15 protein-coding genes are annotated in these 13,409 nt (G+C 45.5%); 9 read left to right on the top strand and 6 right to left on the bottom strand.

Annotation, left to right across the window (positions count from 1 at the left end):
- The first annotated feature begins 331 nt into the window (after positions 1–331).
- The 4 genes from FZX13_RS08890 to FZX13_RS08875 all read left to right on the top strand — a co-directional run bounded on the left by FZX13_RS08890 (position 332) and on the right by FZX13_RS08875 (position 4,472).
- A complete protein-coding gene (locus FZX13_RS08890) occupies positions 332–1,201 on the top strand; it encodes a phycobilisome rod-core linker polypeptide (RefSeq protein WP_226398227.1) in 870 nt (289 codons plus the stop codon).
- Between the two features lie 157 nt (positions 1,202–1,358).
- Positions 1,359–2,255, top strand: a complete 897-nt coding sequence (locus FZX13_RS08885; RefSeq protein ID WP_226409264.1) for a HEAT repeat domain-containing protein — start codon at positions 1,359–1,361, stop codon at positions 2,253–2,255.
- Between the two features lie 264 nt (positions 2,256–2,519).
- Positions 2,520–3,503, top strand: coding sequence for a helix-turn-helix domain-containing protein (locus tag FZX13_RS08880; protein ID WP_226409262.1), 984 nt, complete (start codon positions 2,520–2,522; stop codon positions 3,501–3,503).
- A 3-nt stretch (positions 3,504–3,506) separates the two neighbouring features.
- Entirely contained in the window at positions 3,507–4,472 is a 966-nt protein-coding gene (locus FZX13_RS08875) for a helix-turn-helix transcriptional regulator (RefSeq protein WP_226409260.1), read from the top strand.
- Between the two features lie 32 nt (positions 4,473–4,504).
- Here FZX13_RS08875 and FZX13_RS08870 read toward each other — a convergent pair whose 3' ends face one another.
- On the bottom strand, positions 4,505–5,695 hold the full coding sequence (locus FZX13_RS08870; protein WP_226409258.1) for a HEAT repeat domain-containing protein: 1,191 nt from the start codon (positions 5,693–5,695) through the stop codon (positions 4,505–4,507).
- A gap of 365 nt (positions 5,696–6,060) precedes the next feature.
- Between FZX13_RS08870 and FZX13_RS08865 the strand changes: the two genes are divergently transcribed.
- Positions 6,061–6,405, top strand: a complete 345-nt coding sequence (locus tag FZX13_RS08865; RefSeq protein WP_115022916.1) for a Nif11-like leader peptide family natural product precursor — start codon at positions 6,061–6,063, stop codon at positions 6,403–6,405.
- An 11-nt stretch (positions 6,406–6,416) separates the two neighbouring features.
- On the opposite strand, the gene FZX13_RS08860 is transcribed toward FZX13_RS08865, so the two are convergent.
- From FZX13_RS08860 to cpeB, 5 genes are all read right to left on the bottom strand, one after another.
- Entirely contained in the window at positions 6,417–7,055 is a 639-nt protein-coding gene (locus FZX13_RS08860) for a HEAT repeat domain-containing protein (RefSeq protein WP_226398222.1), read from the bottom strand.
- Between the two features lie 77 nt (positions 7,056–7,132).
- Positions 7,133–8,452 carry a HEAT repeat domain-containing protein gene (locus FZX13_RS08855; RefSeq protein ID WP_226409257.1) on the bottom strand — a complete coding sequence of 440 codons (1,320 nt, stop codon included), beginning with the start codon at positions 8,450–8,452 and terminating at the stop codon, positions 7,133–7,135.
- Positions 8,453–8,948: 496 nt separating this feature from the next.
- Positions 8,949–9,383: a DUF2656 family protein gene (locus FZX13_RS08850; protein WP_226409255.1), complete on the bottom strand. Its 435-nt coding sequence runs from the start codon at positions 9,381–9,383 to the stop codon at positions 8,949–8,951.
- A gap of 133 nt (positions 9,384–9,516) precedes the next feature.
- Positions 9,517–10,011, bottom strand: coding sequence for a class 1 C-phycoerythrin subunit alpha (gene cpeA, locus FZX13_RS08845; protein WP_115022908.1), 495 nt, complete (start codon positions 10,009–10,011; stop codon positions 9,517–9,519).
- A gap of 61 nt (positions 10,012–10,072) precedes the next feature.
- Complete coding sequence (gene cpeB / locus FZX13_RS08840; RefSeq protein WP_115022906.1) at positions 10,073–10,627, bottom strand: class 1 C-phycoerythrin subunit beta; 555 nt, start codon at positions 10,625–10,627, stop codon at positions 10,073–10,075.
- 310 nt (positions 10,628–10,937) lie between these two features.
- Here cpeB and FZX13_RS08835 point away from each other — a divergent pair, with 310 nt between their 5' ends.
- From FZX13_RS08835 to FZX13_RS08820, 4 genes are read left to right on the top strand one after another with little or no spacing between them, the layout of a single operon-like run.
- Positions 10,938–11,171 carry a hypothetical protein gene (locus tag FZX13_RS08835; protein WP_166017568.1) on the top strand — a complete coding sequence of 78 codons (234 nt, stop codon included), beginning with the start codon at positions 10,938–10,940 and terminating at the stop codon, positions 11,169–11,171.
- Between the two features lie 60 nt (positions 11,172–11,231).
- Positions 11,232–11,843: a phycobiliprotein lyase gene (locus tag FZX13_RS08830; protein WP_226409253.1), complete on the top strand. Its 612-nt coding sequence runs from the start codon at positions 11,232–11,234 to the stop codon at positions 11,841–11,843.
- Between the two features lie 5 nt (positions 11,844–11,848).
- Positions 11,849–12,556, top strand: a complete 708-nt coding sequence (locus FZX13_RS08825; protein WP_186571383.1) for a 15,16-dihydrobiliverdin:ferredoxin oxidoreductase — start codon at positions 11,849–11,851, stop codon at positions 12,554–12,556.
- Positions 12,553–13,326 carry a phycoerythrobilin:ferredoxin oxidoreductase gene (locus FZX13_RS08820; protein WP_226409251.1) on the top strand — a complete coding sequence of 258 codons (774 nt, stop codon included), beginning with the start codon at positions 12,553–12,555 and terminating at the stop codon, positions 13,324–13,326. The genes FZX13_RS08825 and FZX13_RS08820 overlap by 4 nt, the downstream gene beginning before the upstream one ends.
- Positions 13,327–13,409: the final 83 nt, after the last annotated feature.

Raw genomic sequence — 13,409 nt, 5'->3', positions numbered from 1 at the left:
ATTTTTTGATCTGACTGAGGGGGTGGGCCAAAAGCCCACCCCTTTTTATTTTCAAGATCAAAAATCTGACATTAACAAGTCAGAAATACTCAGTCAATAACACCAAAAGGCCACAAAAGCCAAGATACTAATAGCCAATCAGGCAGTAGTGAGAACATTCATCGACGAAATGATTACTCAAGGTGACCTCAAGTGAAAGGTCTTCATTTAATCCTAGATGAAACATCACTGAATTTAAGTTTCCAGCTCGCTTGCAAGTAACGACAAATTCGTGAGCTTCTAAGCACGTTGGAAAAGGTCACTGTTATTAATCTATTCACTATTTTCCCCCATGCTAAGCACACAAACTAGTCCAGCAGGTATGGCTGCAGCAAGCCGCACCAAACCAGCGTCTTACTCCATGCCCAGCAAGGCTGGAAAAAACACAGTTCATCGGACTGTTGCTGGAGCCATTGCTGAGTTCAAACGCAACACCTGTTCCCAGATGGGCCTTGGCATTGGTCCTCGGCTTCATAGCGAATGTCCCTTTGCGGTGACTTTCGACGAGTATCACCCAAGCAGCAATGAAGCACTCGAGCGCACGATCATTGCAGCCTACAGGCAGGTATACGGAAACCTGCCTCCCACTGAAAACGAGCGTTGCACTTCCCTTGAGGTGCGCTTGATGAACGGAGAAATTACAGTCCGCGACTTTGTTAACGGCCTGGCAAAATCTCCTTTCTACAAGGAAAATTATTTCCATAGTGTCGCCCCCCAACGTGGGATTGAACTGAACTTCAAACACCTGCTAGGACGGGCACCCCTCACTCAAGAGGAAGTTCAAAACAGCATCAAACTTCAAGCAGAAGAGGGATTTGATGCTCTGATTGACAGCCTCACAGATTGCGCAGAATATGCCGAGGTGTTTGGATCAGACATCGTTCCTTACATGCGAGCAGGCGATTCCTACGCAGGAATGATGACCAGCTCCTTCAGCATGATGCGCGAGCTTGCCGGCACAAAGGTTGCCGTTAGTGACAACGCACAAGGACGTCGGAGTCGCACCACGACGCAACTGGCTGCGGCTGCGATCAGCATGATGAAGCCGATCTTTAAGGGCGCACCAACGCTGCCCCAACAAAAGTACGGCGGACATCAGCCTCCCAGGAGAACCGGCGCTGCCCCCTTCCGTCCCTTCGGCGTTAAGCCATTGCCATATTGATGAACATGAATTAGGCACCGAAATGCCATCACTTCTGCCCCCTTTCCAGGAAGGGGGCATTTTTGTGCCCACGCGGCGACACTGCAAAGCCCCACAAGCCGGTAGGTGCCTGATCAGAGTCGCTTAGATTGCGACTCAACGAAGTTGGACGTCCACCGTGCTCCAGGATTTCAGCGATATCTCATCAATCAGCGAAAGCCAACTCACGGAAGAAGAAGCACAGCAGCTTGCTGATGAGCTCAGCACACAGTTAGGTGAAGGTGAAATCCCTCAATCAGATTCAGAGTCACTCGAGCGAATGGTCGCCGGTCTCGGAGATGCGAGAGGAGCTCTGCGACTCACCTTTGCAAAAAGTCTTGGCGCAGTAGGAGACAAAGCTCTACCCATTCTCTGTAAAGCACTTCGAAGTCACCAGAATGTCATCGTCAGGAGAGCATCAGCAAAAACGCTCAATTTAATTGGCAACAAGGAAGCGTTACCTTATCTGCTTGAAGCCTTTTTAGAAGATAGTGATCCAGTTGTACTCGGATCTTCTGCTGGAGCAATGGCCACCATTGGCCCCGACGCCATGGATTCCTTACTAGGAATCCTGAAAAATCCAGACTGCACACCATTTCAGGTTGGCTTGATCAACCTGGCGCTAAGTTTCATCGGTGCCAAAGCACCCGAGGCATTGCTAGAGGCTGCAGATTCAGACGTGGCTGAAGTTCGAGTTGCTGCAATTTCAGCTTTAGGAGATCAAATACAAAAGAGTGATGATCCTCGGGCGCAAATCAGAGTGTTCAAAGCACTAGATGACATCTCACCGGAGGTGAGAGCAGAAGCAGTTACACTGATTGGAAAATCATGCGATGCAGAAGATGTTGAACATATACTGTGCAAAAAGTTGATCGACGAAGACAATCAGGTACGCAAGAACACTGCGATGGCACTGATGAAATTAGAAGCATATAATTCAGTCGAAAGAATAGAAACAGCAAAGTCAGCAGAAACAGATGAGTCAGTACAAGCAGTATTCAATGTCGCAATCAACATACTAAGTAGAGATTCATAAGAACACAGGAGTAAATACGAATAAGAGGGCTAAAGCATTAAAAAGATGCCCTAAGCAGCTCAACCTCCACTCCGCCTAACACAAACAGAAGGAATTCAAGCAAATCTGATAAGAATCGGATAGCAGAAAGTGAAAATTTAATCTTCAAGAAAAACATCAAGCTTCGTACAAATGAGCCCCAAAAACCATAGAGTAGAAAAATTAAGCTGAAAGGTCTTGCGAAGAAAACGATCGCGAAATTATGTTTTTTGCGATACGCTCGAAATGGAAGAGTTTTGCAAGGCACATTTTGAGGAATATCATTCAACCTCCAGCTTCGGCTGCAATGTAACTCAGTTAAGCACCGGAATTCTAGAAACGCAGACCACTTGCTCACCAATTCAAGATGTCCATCTTGAAATTTTCAAATCCAACCAAACACTTCTCTACGAGGAAGAAGCCAATACAAAATCAGTATCGTTCTGCTGGCTAGATAGTTTAGCGACAAAAAATAAGGAGGTACTTACAACGATAAGCGGCCACCAGATGACGAGAAATAGTATTGCCGGATTCAATCGGATCAACAAAACAGGAGGAAATATCTGGGACATTGTGGGAGCAAATGAAGAGCTTTGCTGCATGAGTTTAAAATGGAATAAATTACAAGAAAGAATAAATAAATTGAATGCCTTTAATGCCTATGCAAGGCTTGAAGAATGCATTGGAATTGACTCGGATGATCATGCCAGCACTCAACTCAAAAAATTATTCCATGATCATTTCAATGGCCAGCCATCAAAGAAACCAAATTCCTTTTACGATCTAGCAATCATATTTCTTGACAACGAAGATAATGAATCAACATTTGATGCACATCGGTGTGAGTCAACAGACCTCATAGAAGACATGGTCAAACTGATTCACGAAGATCGTGCAGGAATGCCGCCAATCACACTCGAAGAAATTACTGAATACCTCAATTCAAACAGAGACTCTCTAAATACTACATGTCGAAGAATTTTCAATATGGATGTAATTGAGCTTGTCAGAAGAATACGTTTGGAGCAGACGCGCAAGGCATTTTTAACTCCCCATTCCTCAACCGGACTCAAAGAATTTACAAAGAAAAGAACAGCACTTTACTATGGTTTCAAAAACTGGAAAAAGTTTGAGCACTCCTACTCTTCGTATTATGGAGAAACTCCCAGTCAAACGATAGATCGATCAAACAGGAATATATATTCATTCAGTGCTTGGAAGGGAGAATAAAACATGAAAACAACTTTTGAATTTCGAGATCCACTAGAGATTTCTGAAGAGCTTGCAAAACTTGGTCAACTTACAAAAATAACGCAGCTAGATGGTGGCAATGGTATCTATACGATGCAAGCAGCAACTGCCAATAAAGTATCACTTGCAGAAATATCTGCCAACAAAACCTTGCTGTACGAGGGATGGGGCAATGGTGTTACCATCGACTTCAATTGGATTACTCCAAAAACAGACATTCAAGATGCCTTTGGATATTGTGATGGATTTAAAATGGCCAAAAATAGCCTAGCTGGGTTTGGAACCATCAACTCAGTACCAGGGAATGCATGGGGAAAATATTCCAGTGAATGCTCTAGTACTGGTTGCATGATTGATAAAAAACTACTCCTTGAATTGCTTAAAAACTGCAAAGCATACGATGGACTCGAAAGACTCACGAGTGATCAGGGAGTTTATTCCAATAATAATGCCCTAGGCCAACTCAAAAGATTAGCGAGAAAAGAGGTATCGTCAGGAATTCAGACGCCAGAAAAATACTTTGACCTAGTAATAGCATGCCTCGAAGAACCAATGAGTGAACAAAATAGTCAAGGACAAAAGAACATCGGTCAATTAAGAGAAATCATCAACCTTGCCCACAGCCAAAAGTCTATGGAATCTCCTCTATCGTTGCTTGAAGTGTGCAAACATATCAACACAAGCCAGGCATCATTATATCGTGTCTGTCAGGAATTCTTTGGCATGGGAATCATTGAGCTGATGACACATATTAGGCTAGAAGAATCCAGAAGAATGATGCTCAACAAGGAAGCTCGTCAGAAATTAAAACTATACTCAATTCGCGATATTGCGATTAAATATGGGTTTAAACATCAAGGAAGATATGCGCGACGTTACTACACTGCCTTTGGTGAACTTCCAAGTCAAACCATAGAAAAGTCGAGGCGGTACAAGTTGCCTTTCTAAACAACTAATCAAAACAATAAAAGATCAACCCTCTACAACTTGCGTAAAACCTCTGCACATGTCCATCGAAGAGGTTCCCAACTAGACATCATAAATAGATTTTCAATCTCACTGCGACATTCGGATAAACCTAAGTTTAAACATCCCCAAGTGGCTGCAATTTTTGATTTTGCATACTGTGGAGCTGGCTCTGATAATGATTCCTTGGTAATGAAAGATAATTCTGTTAATCCAAGTTGAGAGATCAAACAGTTGACTTGATAGTGAACGCCATAGTCAGAGCCATGATTCTCCCAAATAGAGTTGATTGCCTCCGCTAGACCAGCAACCGGCCAAGTAAACAAGGTTTTTGCACCCGAATACTGGCGTTCTTCGTCTCTATGCCTAAGTAAGTCGCAGACTTCTTTTAAATCAACAGGTACATCAACACTTTGCGTGAAACAGAGATGACGAGAATCATCCTGCAACATTTGATTGATCAGGCTTCTTTGGGATTCAGTTTTAATCTTCGGAGTTATCTTGAACGCACTTTTAGCTCTTAAGGGCATTGAAACGGCTACTTTTGCAATATTCGACAAAAGAGACGGCTCACCAGCATCACCAATATCAATAACCGACGATCTCCGATAAATAACATTGGTATTTTCGAGGTGATCTGTAAGAGTCTGCAACTTGCTCTTATCACCTTCAACTCTTATTGAATAAGCGATAGATGCGCCATTAACCAATATATTTGGATTGCTCTGTTGCTTAGAGATTATCCCATTACTGTCATGCATCTCCAAACGACTAAAGCACTGAATTGCAACACGCTTAAGTACATCTGAGCCATCTTGAATGATCTTTAAAAGAGATGATTTAAACTGAGAATCAAGTGGAACGCCAAAATTAATCAACGTATCAACCGCATTAACAATCGTCTGCTCATCGCTACTAGACATAGCATCATAAATGGTAGGCAATGTACTGAGATCACGTCGACGTCCTAGTGCTTCAATAGATTTGCGGCGTGTAATAGAGTCAAAAATATTTTCTCTGTCCCCAGTGGCAGCTAAAACTAACGCGTCAAGAGAGTCTCGCGAAGAACAAGCTCCCAGCCTTGTCGCTGCAATATACTTAATGCCAGGATTATCGAGAGTACTAATATTTTGTGAAAGCAATCCAATGGCCTGCTGTTCATCCATCCACGAAAATAAAGTATCAAATCTCTGCGAGTTAGGCACGATGCGAAACGCGTATATTTATTTCTAACAGCGGAATTTATCTATAACGATGAATTGGTAAGAATTGACCCATGCACCTGCAAAATTGATAATTAATGGATATCTAGCTTAAGAAGAATCAAGCGAAGCAAGTGATTAGAGCGCGATGAGGATTTCATCCATTGCATAGGCACCAAGCAGCAACAAGCCAATCTCAAAATCAAGCTTGATTAAATACTTTGCTTTTTGCACAGAAGCCTGAAAACGCGGACGGGGCCCTTACATCCAAGGAGAATGAAAAGCCCACTGGACCCTCCATAAGCAAAACAACTCTGATAAGAAGCGGATACATGCTGGTAAAATATGGATAAGCAACTAGATTCTCTATGTCGCGTGCTGAATTCATACGCTTTCTTGAAGTTCTAGAAGAAGATTTGCCATTCAGAGCTCTTTTCCAGGAAGCTGAGCCCGAGGAAATCCTCAAGCTCGCAGATCAACATGGATTTATCTTTTCGGATGAAATAAAGGGTCGTTTCCTGAATCGATGGGCAGGTGTGTATTTCTGCCCATTTGCCAATGATGTAGGCAGGTTATGTCCAAAAATGGTACCCGAAGGATTTAGCACACTCCTACATTATTCACAGACAACATGTGCCAAAGAGGATAAAGTAGAACGTTTCGATTTTCGTGCGGGAGGCTATTATGAAGGAGTAAAAACAGTAACTGGATAAAGGAAAAGATATTAACTTCTGGAATTTAATAGGTTCTGAAGTCGTGCCAATGCAGACTGAGCTGCTTCCTGAATCAATGGATCATCATTATTTTCTTGAAGTTTATGTAAAGCATCTTCAGCCATAGGATTCGGGATATCGGCAAGAGCCTGAGATGCACTAAAGATCAAAGCCACATTTTCACTGCTGAGAGACCTTGCCAGAAGTCTTATTGCCTCTTCAGACTTAAATTGTTGCTTACCAATCTGACCGAGACACATCAAGGCACCTTGTACGACCACCATATCTGTATCATCAATCCCTTGTTCCAGCATCTCCATCACTGAATCAGGAAAAGGCTGATCAGGAAAGTTCTTGAACAATTGTACGAATGCCTTAGGACAACAACGCCTTGCAGTTTGATTCTCAGTTGTTGCATAAAGTTCGATCAAAGGATCGAATGCAGAACTCCCAAAGAAACCAATTCCTTTAACAGCCGCTCTATATACTTTGGGATCATGATGACAGAAAAGTTCTAATAATTTTGGCATCGCCTCTTTCTGATAGTGCTCAGAAAGAATCAAACAGGCTTCTTCCTGAATCCTAGGATTGGGATGCATTAGATCCTCAAATAATGCCTCAATTGAAGGAATAATCGAATCGTCGCTCACTTAATAGACTAATCATTGAGTTTTCCATATTAGCATTGGATGTCTCGGGTCATAAGAAATTGGAATTTGGTTCTCAACTAACCAATAACTGCCTGTGCTTTCAGACGCAGCAAACTGTCGACATCAGATTCGACAAGCTGTTGTAGCTGACGTTGATATCGAATTTGCAGACGATCTGTCTGATCAGCTTGGATTAAGAGGAGGCCTGCATAACACATGTCCCAACCAGGCTTATTTTCTAGAGAAAAACAATTGTCCAGAATACAATCGTATTGACCAGGAAACAATTTAGCGAATGATAACAAAGCCGCTGATGGTGATTTTCTAAATTGTGGGCGCTTATCTATAATCGCATCCGAGAGGATTTTATATATTCGAACAAGGGCTTCATCACTCCAACCTGCCTTCAGTCCAAACAAACGCATCAAAAAATAGTGCGCACCGTAGTCATTATGGGCTTTTTCTCGCCAGCAATTGTCAACAGCAATCCAAGTCTCTTTAGCATCGCAGTTTAAGAGCGCCTGCATCGCAAGATAACAACGACTGAAATCTGGGTGAAACAAGCCCTCTACCAAAAGCTGTGTAGGCATAGATTCAGCATAATGATGAAGAACAGTTATCAACCGAGGATCATCAAAAAAAAGTTGATCAACTGCTGTTATTGCGTGATCGTTTGAGAGTTTTTTTACAGGGTTATCAAATAAAGCTCGAACAGCTCGCATCCGAAATGCAGGGGAAATTGGTGCCTGGAGTAAATCAGATAAAAGCTCAACAGCATTCGCGTCGATCACATCTTGTACAGCCGACTGTCGATCCATTTGATTGGAACTGTACAAATGATCTGAAAGATCAGCCAGATGTGAATGATCTCCAGATAGCTGAATCATGGCGGCGATGGCTGCACCGCGCACCGAAGGCTTTTCATGAGCTGTAAGAGCCGAAATCGTTGAAATTGCTGATTTAACAGAAAGCTTCGATAAACTTTGAATTAAGACTCTTTGATTTTGACAAGTGTCATCCACCAAATGAATCATGCGTTGATGCACTTCAGGGTCTTGACAATTCAGACGAGCCAAAGCCCAAGCAGCATTCTCAACCATATAAATATCAGAGCTATCTAAAAAATTCGCAATTTTAGGTTTGGCCTCTGTCACCCCTAATCGCGCAAGAACTTCTACAGCTTTTCGTTGTGCAAGACCTATAGGTGTAACTGTAGACGGCCTATCGAGAAAAATTAATAATGCTTGGCTTGTTATTGGGTCAGGAAAATTGATCAGGTGGGAAACGGCCATATAATAATCACTTTCACTCTCTAAATCATCAACTCTTTTAGATAAGATATTAACGGCCTCGCTTTGATCAAGACCGGCATGAATATTATCAAAAACACCGGACATCAGAAATGACCAACTTCTCAATGATTCTACATGCTGTAGATGATTGAATGCTTCACGTCAAGATAAGAAAGTATTAGCAAGCTTGCCAATAGACGACACAAGGGGCAAAATTTCCTTTATCCACTTTAAAAAATCATGGGACCGTTTCCAGGACGATTGATTCAGGTTTCGACAGGAGTGATGGACGGCTGTAGGCCCTCAACGCCACACACAGTTGGTGTTGACACCCGATTCATGGCGCAATGGATGCAAGCTTTTAGAAGTTGCAAAACATCGATCACATGTGTCGGGTGGAGCAAAGCTGAGCATCGTCCATTGATAGCAACACCTAAAACAAAAGAATCGACTTCAAAGGTACGGCAACTAGTTGAGAAATTGACATCGACGTCAGAGTCTTCTTCTAGCAAGAAAAATTCAGACAAGATAGAAGAAAGTAAAGAGACCAAAAAAAGCTCTGGTCGTCGCAAAAATCGCCGAAAGCAGTCTTAAGGACTGCTTATAGCGATGCTGAGGAAACCTGAAAAATGGAATCTTCTGGACGCCCAGATTTAAGAACATCCCAATTGATCGCCTGAAGAAAAGCAACTTCATCGGTTGTTTCAACTAAGTCAACACCCCAATATCCCTCCTGGAGTGGAGCTCCAGGAGAAGCTTGGGAATCCTTCCTTCCACCGAGTGCCAAGACAACGTGGTTCATCTCATGCCCAAGTTGTCGACGGTATTGAGACCAAGTCTGAACTAGGTCAGCAGCCAGTTCTTGCGGCGACAAATCAGATGATATTGAGAGTTTCCAATGAGGATGATCGAGAACTGCAGTTGATGAAATATTTTCTGAAAGAGATTTAAGTGATTGTGCAAGCTCCTCAAAATTTAATGCAGGCACGTGGTCTGATTGAACTTGTAAGTTATGAGATAGAACAAATGTTGTCATCAAAAAACAGTTTCTTTGAGAAATCTAATGGAATTTAAGCTTGTCTGTGATGGGTGATTCAAGGTCTTCCATCTGACGGACACAAAAAAGGGGGGAGCAAAGTGCCCCCCCTCCAGCTAGAACCTTGAGCGGATCAAGAAAGAGCGTTGATCGCGTAATCAAGGTAGCTCTTGAACTCGTTCAGAGCCTGGGGGCTCATATCACGAGGTGCACAACCGCGGTTGCGGGTGTAGGTGAGAGCTTCAATGTATGCATTGGTGGGAAGACCCAAGGTGCGATACACCTCACGTGCTCCAGCAATGCCCCACTCATCGAGAGGGCCGGTACCACCAACGATGAGGCAGTAGTTGATCAAGCGCAGGTAGTGGCCGAGATCGCGGTAGCACTTGTCGACCTTCACCTGGCTATCACCGGCTTCACCGGGTTGCCGCAGGTAGGCGTACTTGTTGAAGCAAGCATCACCAGCTTCGCGGGTGACGTTGTCCAGACCGGCGGCCAGCTTTTCAGCAGCCTCCAGACGAGCAGCAGCTCGCTGAATATTGCCCTGAACAGCCTCAAGGTCGTTCTGAGAGGGGAAGCGACCGGCTGCATCAGCAGCGGTCACAACAGTGGTGACGACGGATTTCATTTGAGATCCTTAGGTAAAAGGTGCTGAGAAGGTAAAAAGAGAAGACTTGTTCGTCCGCAGATCAGCTGATAGCGCCAATCACACGATCGAAGTAGGAACCTGCTTCAGACACCAGTGCAGAGCAGTCGCCCTGAGTGGTTTCCATCTTGCGGTACTTAGCACCACCGCTTGCAGGGGTATTGGTCTGACCAATCAGAGCCGTAGCAGCGGATTTCATGATCGCAACTGCGCGGGCGGCAGACTGAGTAGGAACACCTAAAGCGATGTAGGTTTCCTTGAGGCCGTTAAGGCAACGGTCGTCCAGCACGGAAGCGTCACCAGCCAGCAAGGCATAGCTGATGTAGCGAAGCACGATCTCACCATCGCGAAGGCAAGCAGCCATGCGACGCGTGGGGTAGCAGTTGCCGCCGGCCTGGATGAGACCTGTGTTTTCGCAGATCATTCCGGTTACCGCATCGGAGACGATGCAATAAGCGTTGGAGGTAATGGCATTGACAGCGTCCAGACGCTTGTTGCCATCTTGCACATAGGAGCGGAGGCTAGCGAGGTCGCTACCACCAACAGGTGCAGTTTTGGCGTCAGCGCTGACGACTGTGCGGGAGAATGCGTCGAGCATTGGGGGCCAGACAGTTTGGGGGATGCAGTGCTTCGGGGACCGAAGGGTGAGCAGGCCTTAAAGACCTGGTAGCCCAAGGGTGGTGGAAGCGCTGACCAAGGCTAAACTCAGTTGTCAGCTGGCTTTGCAAACAGACCCCTTTACGCAAAAGTTTGTCACCTTGCGGCAATAGCAAGGAGTTCCTCCAGCTGAACAGGGCTCTTTCAACAGCACTCTTTCCTTTGTTTGAGCAATGCTGAGCGAAGGTTCACAAAAGCCTTAAGCAGGCGAGTTGGAGGCTTAGTATCGCTGGGGTCAACATGTGAAATGCATGGACAACGCAGCGTCCGATTTACCCAGCCTCAAAGAATTGCAAGAGTCTATTGAGGAATTAGCTGCCTACCGAGAAAGACTTTTTCAAGATGTAATTGGTCTAGGCAAAAAACTGCGCCTTTCACAGAAAAAAATCGACGCCACGGTAGCGGCACATCCAGAGCTACGACGGCTCGACGAAGTCATGTCACAACTCGTCGCCCAGAAGAATGCGCAGCAGGCACAATCTTGATCCGCTTAGGCAATAATTCGTTCGTCGACTTGAATTAATTTATTCCACAGGTTCAAGCCAATGGTCCAAACACTTTCCCCGCCGATGACGATGGCGGATTTTTTTCAAGCCAGCCGCGGAACTTGGTTGAACAGACGCGCTGTTCATCACCTCGACCACCAAGATGATGAAGCGGCAGACTCGAATCTAATCATTGAACCTTTCAACTCAGATGACCCAGTCGTATCCAAAATCTGCGATTCTTTGAACATTAAGACCGAAGACAGTTCTGGTGGAGCTCGGTTTTGGTGGGAAAGCAACATCAAGAAGGGCGTCCGCAACGATGACTATGCGGCAGTCGTGATCGACGTCCCCTCCCACGATGATTCCCGCAAGGGTTTTCTTCTGAGAGATGTAGGCTACGTCGAGAAACAATCCGTACTGAGCACATACACCTTTGCGGACGACGGAGTGGTAACAATCACGACGCGATACGACACCAATGTTGGTATTGAACGGTGTTGGTTTGTGACAGATCAGATCAGAATGAGAGTAAGTTCTGTTCAGTGTTTAGACGGCGTTGCAATGACCACATATTGCACTGAGTTTCGATGCCCTACCGATGCTGAAATCGCCGGCATTTGCGAGCGTTCACAGAACCTGGCCATGGCGACCTCTACCAGCAAAGACTGAACATCATGTTTGATCCATTTCTTGATGAATTGCATTCAGGGATCAAAGCCCGGGGCGCAGTGCCAATTGAGGTTCCCCCTGGTCTGGAGCACAATCAATCATCCAAGCGCTCCAGCACGATCCAAAGCTGGCTTTGGGACGTTCCTGGATTTCGTCGTTGGCGCGTTACAAGATTGGATGCTGGCGACAGCCTCCAGGTGCTGAATTCAGTTGCCTATCCGGATTACGCCTACGACCATCCTCTGATGGGAGTTGATCTTCTCTGGTTCGGAGCCAAGCAGAAGTTAGTGGCAGTTCTAGATTTCCAGCCCCTCGTTCAAGACAAGGATTACTTAGAACGGTACTTCGATGGTCTGAAGTCTCTCAATGCTCAATTCCCGGATCTCAACGGAGAAGAGACAATGCGGTCTTTCGACCCAAATCAGTATTTCTCCTCCTGGTTGCTTTTCTGCCGTGGCGGCTCGGAACAGGCCACAACATCACTGCCTCCTGCCTTTAGCGCTTTCCTAAAAGCTTATTGGAACTTGCACGACGAAGCAGTTAAAAACTCATCGTTCATCAATCCCGAAAAAGTAGAGCAGCTTCAAAAAAACTACGATATCTACAGCGCCGAGAGAGATCCTGCGCACGGCCTTTTCAGCAGTCATTTTGGCAGTGATTGGTCTGATCGTTTCCTGCACGAATTTCTTTTCCCTGAATCTGCTCAACCATGACTCTCCCGCGCGCTAACAGCTCTGATCCGCTCGCAATACCGGGCTGGGCATGGCAGCCTTTTCTTGATGATGCGGTTGCGGCACTCCAGACATTTGAGCCGCAGCCCTACCCAATTGAACAAGATTTTTTATTCAAGCAGGGACACATTGGCTCACGGGCGAAGCCAGTCACCGTGACCACAGCCACATGGGCTTGCCGCACTGAAAAATTTCGGCAAGTTCGTGCCGCTTGTGTCAACGGGGGTGACGCAGCATCAGTGCTTAATTTCGTCATCAATCCATCCTCCAAGTACGACTTGCCCTTTTTTGGAGGTGATCTCGTCACCCTGCCCGGCGGTCATCTGCTTGCACTCGACCTTCAGCCCGCCGATAAAAGCGATGAGCAACACACGCGACCGGTTTGGGATCAGTTGATGCCAATTTTTGAGCGGTGGCGCGAAAAATTACCCGACGGTGGGCCGATCCCCGAAGAAGCCCAGCCATTCTTTTCTCCTGGCTTTCTCTGGACCCGTCTTCCTCTCGGGGAAGAAGGGGAGCACTTAATCGAAACCGTGGTGCGACCTGCTTTCAATGAGTACTTGTCTCTTTATCTGCGGCTTGCGGCCACGGCTGAACCTGTCTCTGACCAGCGCTCTGAGGTTCTCTTCGCTGGTCAACGTCGTTACACCGACTATCGCGCCGAAAAAGACCCGGCCCGAGGAATGTTGACCCGCTTTCACGGCAGTGAGTGGACAGAGGCATACATCCACGAGGTACTTTTCGATCTTTGAGAAAAGCCTCACCACTTCCTTGTTATAGCAAGGGAGTTAAGCATTATGAACAGCTTTCGGGAGGCTCCCGAGCTGTTGGTCAG

The organism is Synechococcus sp. MU1625 (assembly GCF_020514205.1).
GTDB lineage: Bacteria > Cyanobacteriota > Cyanobacteriia > PCC-6307 > Cyanobiaceae > Parasynechococcus.
The sequence above is the reverse complement of the archived record's forward strand: the minus strand, read 5'-3'. Positions and strand labels throughout refer to the sequence as shown.